This is a genomic window from Microbacterium sp. (genome assembly GCF_036277215.1).
Classification (GTDB): Bacteria; Actinomycetota; Actinomycetes; order Actinomycetales; family Microbacteriaceae; genus Microbacterium.
Window position 1 is genome coordinate 1 of record NZ_DASUNI010000106.1, and the last position, 4438, is coordinate 4438.

The 4438-nt window shown below is 66.9% G+C and carries 4 protein-coding genes and 1 rRNA gene; 3 read left to right on the top strand and 2 right to left on the bottom strand.

Going from position 1 to position 4438, the window contains the following annotated elements:
• Positions 1–477: DNA-binding protein (locus tag VFX99_RS05245; RefSeq protein ID WP_329665262.1), on the bottom strand; the 477-nt coding region annotated here is incomplete at its 3' end.
• 199 nt (positions 478–676) lie between these two features.
• Here VFX99_RS05245 and tyrS point away from each other — a divergent pair.
• Both tyrS and VFX99_RS05255 read left to right on the top strand, forming a co-directional pair.
• Positions 677–1984 carry a tyrosine--tRNA ligase gene (gene tyrS, locus VFX99_RS05250; RefSeq protein ID WP_329665263.1) on the top strand — a complete coding sequence of 436 codons (1308 nt, stop codon included), beginning with the start codon at positions 677–679 and terminating at the stop codon, positions 1982–1984.
• Positions 1985–2021: 37 nt separating this feature from the next.
• On the top strand, positions 2022–2870 hold the full coding sequence (locus VFX99_RS05255; protein ID WP_329665264.1) for a DUF4184 family protein: 849 nt from the start codon (positions 2022–2024) through the stop codon (positions 2868–2870).
• On the opposite strand, the gene VFX99_RS05260 is transcribed toward VFX99_RS05255, so the two are convergent.
• Positions 2867–3361, bottom strand: a complete 495-nt coding sequence (locus VFX99_RS05260) for a hypothetical protein (RefSeq protein ID WP_329665265.1) — start codon at positions 3359–3361, stop codon at positions 2867–2869. The genes VFX99_RS05255 and VFX99_RS05260 overlap by 4 nt on opposite strands.
• A 690-nt stretch (positions 3362–4051) precedes the next feature.
• Here VFX99_RS05260 and VFX99_RS05265 point away from each other — a divergent pair.
• Positions 4052–4438, top strand: a 16S ribosomal RNA gene (locus tag VFX99_RS05265); the annotation flags it as partial.

A 4438-nucleotide genomic window follows, 5' to 3' on the forward strand; every position in this document is an offset into this window, starting at 1 on the left:
GCTTGCGATGCGCTTCTGGGTGAGACCCTGGGCCAGAAGGTCGGCCACCTCCCACCCCTGCTCGGAGCGGCGGTCGCGCAGGTCGACCAGAAGCCGCAGATAGGCCTCGGAGTCCTCGGCCGCGACCGGGTCCGCAGACGAGACCGCGATCCGGCCGTACGCCGACTTCGCCCGATCGACCGCGTCACGTGCGAGGACGAACACCGCGCCGCGTGCGGCCCGGATGTCGGGAGGCAGCGGCGTCTCGATCGCACCCACCCCGAGGCCGACGCTCCAGCGACCGTCCCGCAGCAGCTCGAGGCTGATGGTGAGCGCAGCCGCGGCGCTCGCGGTGAGGGTCTGCAGTTCGTCGCCGGCGTTGCGCTGGACCGGGAGAGTCAGTCGGTCCCCACCCACGCGTTCCACCAGGGCGGCGGCCCTGGGCACCAGATCGACATTCGACCTGCTGTCGCGTTGATCTGCGTTTATGACGAACATGGGCACCTCCGTGCCTGGCTTTGATAAGCGTAATAGCTTCATGTAGTGCGATCATGCTACACGACTTAATTATCGACCAGAATAAGTCGGCATGCTTATGTGGGGAGGATGAGGCTTCCCGACTACATCGTGTCGACGCCCATCGGTGGCGGACTCGACCCGGCAGGTGGCCCGGGGCCCCGCTGATAACCTGGCACGCGTGTCTTCTCCCGCTCTGACCTCGAGCGCGCCCGCCAACGATCCGACGTTCGAGAACGTCTGGGACGAGCTGGTGTGGCGCGGGCTCGTACACGTGTCGACCGACCAGCATGCGCTGCGCGCGCTGCTCGCCGGGCCACCCGTCGTGTACTACTGCGGCTTCGATCCGACGGCGCCGAGCCTGCACCTGGGCAACCTCGTCCAGTTGCTCGTGATGCGCCGGCTGCAGCTGGCGGGCCACCGGCCGCTCGGCCTGGTCGGCGGCTCGACGGGGTTGATCGGCGACCCCCGTCCCACGTCCGAGCGGGTGCTGAACACGAAGGAGACGGTGGCCGAATGGGTCGGGTACCTCGAGCAGCAGGTGGCGCGCTTCCTGAGCTTCGAGGGCGAGAACGCCGCCCGCATGGTGAACAATCTCGACTGGACAGCGCCGATGAGCGCGATCGACTTCCTGCGCGACATCGGTAAGCACTACCGCGTCGGCACGATGCTCAAGAAGGAGGCCGTCAGCGCTCGGCTCAATTCCGACGAGGGCATCAGCTACACGGAGTTCAGCTACCAGATCCTGCAAGGACTGGACTACCGCGAGCTCTTCCTGCAGTACGGCTGCGTGCTGCAGACCGGGGGAAGCGATCAGTGGGGCAACTTGACCAGCGGCGTCGACCTGATCCATCGGGCCGAGGGCAAGAGCGTCCATGCCATCGGCACGCCGCTGATCACGAACAGCGACGGACGCAAGTTCGGCAAGAGCGAGGGCAATGCGATCTGGCTGGATTCCAGCCTGACCAGTCCGTACGCGATGTACCAGTTCTGGCTCAACACCGATGACGCCGACGTCGCCGACCGACTCAAGGTGTTCACCTTCCTCACGCGCGCGGAGATCGAGGAGATCGTCGCCGCACATCACGCCGAGCCCTTCCGCCGCATCGGTCAGAAGCGCGTCGCGCTCGAGGTGACGAGCTTGGTGCACGGGCCCCACGCGACCGCAGCCGCGATCGCCGCATCCGAGGCGCTGTTCGGCCAGGGGGATATGACCTCCCTGGATGCCGGGACGCTGGCCAGCGCGCTGCGCGAGCTGCCGCACGCCGAGCTGCCGGTGGGCACGCCCGTCGTGAACGCGCTGCTGGACACCGGCCTCGTCGCCAGCCTCAGCGAGGCGCGTCGCGCGATCGCCCAGGGCGGGGTCTCGCTCGATGGCCACAGGGTCGACGACGATGCGGCGGTCGTGCGCGGCTCGCTGCCGGGAGGCGTGTCCGTTCTGCGTCGTGGCAAGAAGACGCTTGCCGGCGTCTTCGCCGCCGGTCGTTGAGCGACCACATTCAGGAACCGACCAGTCCGAGCGGCGCATGCCCCTAACCCCGAGTCACGCGGTCGTCGCCCTGCCGTTCCTGCGCTCGCCGCTGGTGCCGGCGGCGATCGCGGTGGGCGCGATGTCGCCGGATCTTCCGCTCTTCGTCCGCGGTCTGCCCCTGACCTACGGAGTCACCCACAGCTTCGTCTGGCTGCCCGTGACCATCGTCGTGGCCTTCGTCCTTCTGCTGGTCTGGCGGTGCGTCCTGCGTCCCGCGGTCCGAGACTTGTCACCACGATGGCTGGGGCGACGGCTTCCGGGCGAGTGGGATGCCGGGGCCGCCGCCTCACTGCGCGAGACCTTCGCCCTCCGAGTACACGTCGATCGAACGGGTTCCGGTGAGTGGTGCGCGGGGGAGCGGCCGTCTTGGCTGGGAGCCCTCCTGCTCCTCGCTTCGCTCGCCCTCGGCATCCTGACGCACATCGTCTGGGACCTGTTCACCCACGAGGGCCGGTGGGGAGCGGAAGTGCTCCCCGTCCTCGAGGAGCAGTGGGGACCGCTTGCCGGCTTCAAGTGGCTCCAGCACGGTTCCTCCGTCCTCGGTCTCGTGATCCTCGCGGTCGCCGCCGCCCTGTGGCTGCGAGGACGGGACGCCTCGGCATCCGCTAGCGGACTGCTGCCGGAATGGATCCGGTGGGCATGGTGGCTGTCGTTGCCGGCGATCCTCGGGGTCGCGTGGGTGGCCGGCCTGGTCGTCTTCGGACCACCCTCGGGCGAGTGGACCGCGGCACACCTGGCCTACCGTGTCCTGCCGAGGGCCTGCGCGCTGTGGGGACTGCTCACCGTTCTGCTGGCCGTTGCGGTCCAGATCGTGCGGGCGCGTCGGTCCCTCGTGCGTCTTTAGCGCTCTCGAGCACCGACGCGTTCCTGCGAGCGAGAGCGGAATCCAGCCGCCCACGCGGCATCGCGGGCATCGGGCGTGCAGCCGAGCGTCGTCCAGGCCTGCACCCGGACGCGTTCGCTGGGGTCATCCACGAGACGCGCGATGCGTCCGTGCGGATCGTCGAGGCCATGACGGCGGATGACCTTGAGGCTCATCTCCCGCACCCGCCAGGCAGGGTCCTCGAGGGCCGCCAGCACGATCGCGGGGCGGTCGGGCGGACCGACGTGCAGCAGACCCCGCGCGCCCCACGTGCGCGCCCAGTAGTCGACCCAGCCGACCGTGCCACCGAGCCAGGCGATGTCGGGCCACTCCGCGTCGTCATCCGCCGCGCGCCCGGCGAGCAGCTCCTCGCACCACGACACGACGCGACCCCGCCCGAAGAGATCGACCGCAGTGGCTGCCAGGTCCTTCGGCAGCGCATGCGGAGTCGCGGGATACGGCGCAGACGACATGGTCGGACGATACGCCCGTCTTCCGGACGCCGCCATCCCCGTGATCGCCGCAGTTCGGACGCCCGGTCACGATCGGCGACGAACGCGGCACGGTCGAGCCGGGCCTTCGCTCCTTCATCGGCGACCTGCGCGCAGCCGCCCAGGCGGCCGAGGCAGGGGTCGGACGGCTGGATGAAGCGCGGAATCACGGGCTTACGAACCGCGACACGCCCGGGCGGCGAGCACGATTTGCCCACCTCCCGCATCCCACGTAATGTATTCATTGTTCGCCCCACAGAAGCGCGAGAGGCCGCAAAGCTTCCCCTTCTCAAGCGGAGAACCACCTCCATCGAAGTCAGTGCCTAGCGCGCTGCAGACCTCCGGGTCTAAGATGGAAACCCCCCTCCAGTTGGAGCGCTCACGGGCTGTGCCCGGGTCGCGACGATCCGGCCACAGTCGATTTGACTGCGTCTGGAGGAGTGGGTAAGATAGAGAAGTTGCCCTGCAGGACGGCCGAGAGGCCAGAGGCGGGAGCATCCGATCCTTGAGAACTCAACAGCGTGCACTTGTCAAATGCCAAAAAACCTCGCGGTCAGCTTGCTGACCGATGAGATTCTTTTGAGATTAAACGGATATGTCAGCAATGACATCCGATCGTCAGTTCAAACTCGCTCGGCCGAACCCATTCCGGTTCGTTCGCAGCAAAATTCTTTTACGGAGAGTTTGATCCTGGCTCAGGATGAACGCTGGCGGCGTGCTTAACACATGCAAGTCGAACGGTGAAGGAGAGCTTGCTCTCTGGATCAGTGGCGAACGGGTGAGTAACACGTGAGCAATCTGCCCCTGACTCTGGGATAAGCGCTGGAAACGGCGTCTAATACCGGATACGAGCTGCGAAGGCATCTTCAGCAGCTGGAAAGAACTTCGGTCAGGGATGAGCTCGCGGCCTATCAGCTAGTTGGTGAGGTAATGGCTCACCAAGGCGTCGACGGGTAGCCGGCCTGAGAGGGTGACCGGCCACACTGGGACTGAGACACGGCCCAGACTCCTACGGGAGGCAGCAGTGGGGAATATTGCACAATGGGCGCAAGCCTGATG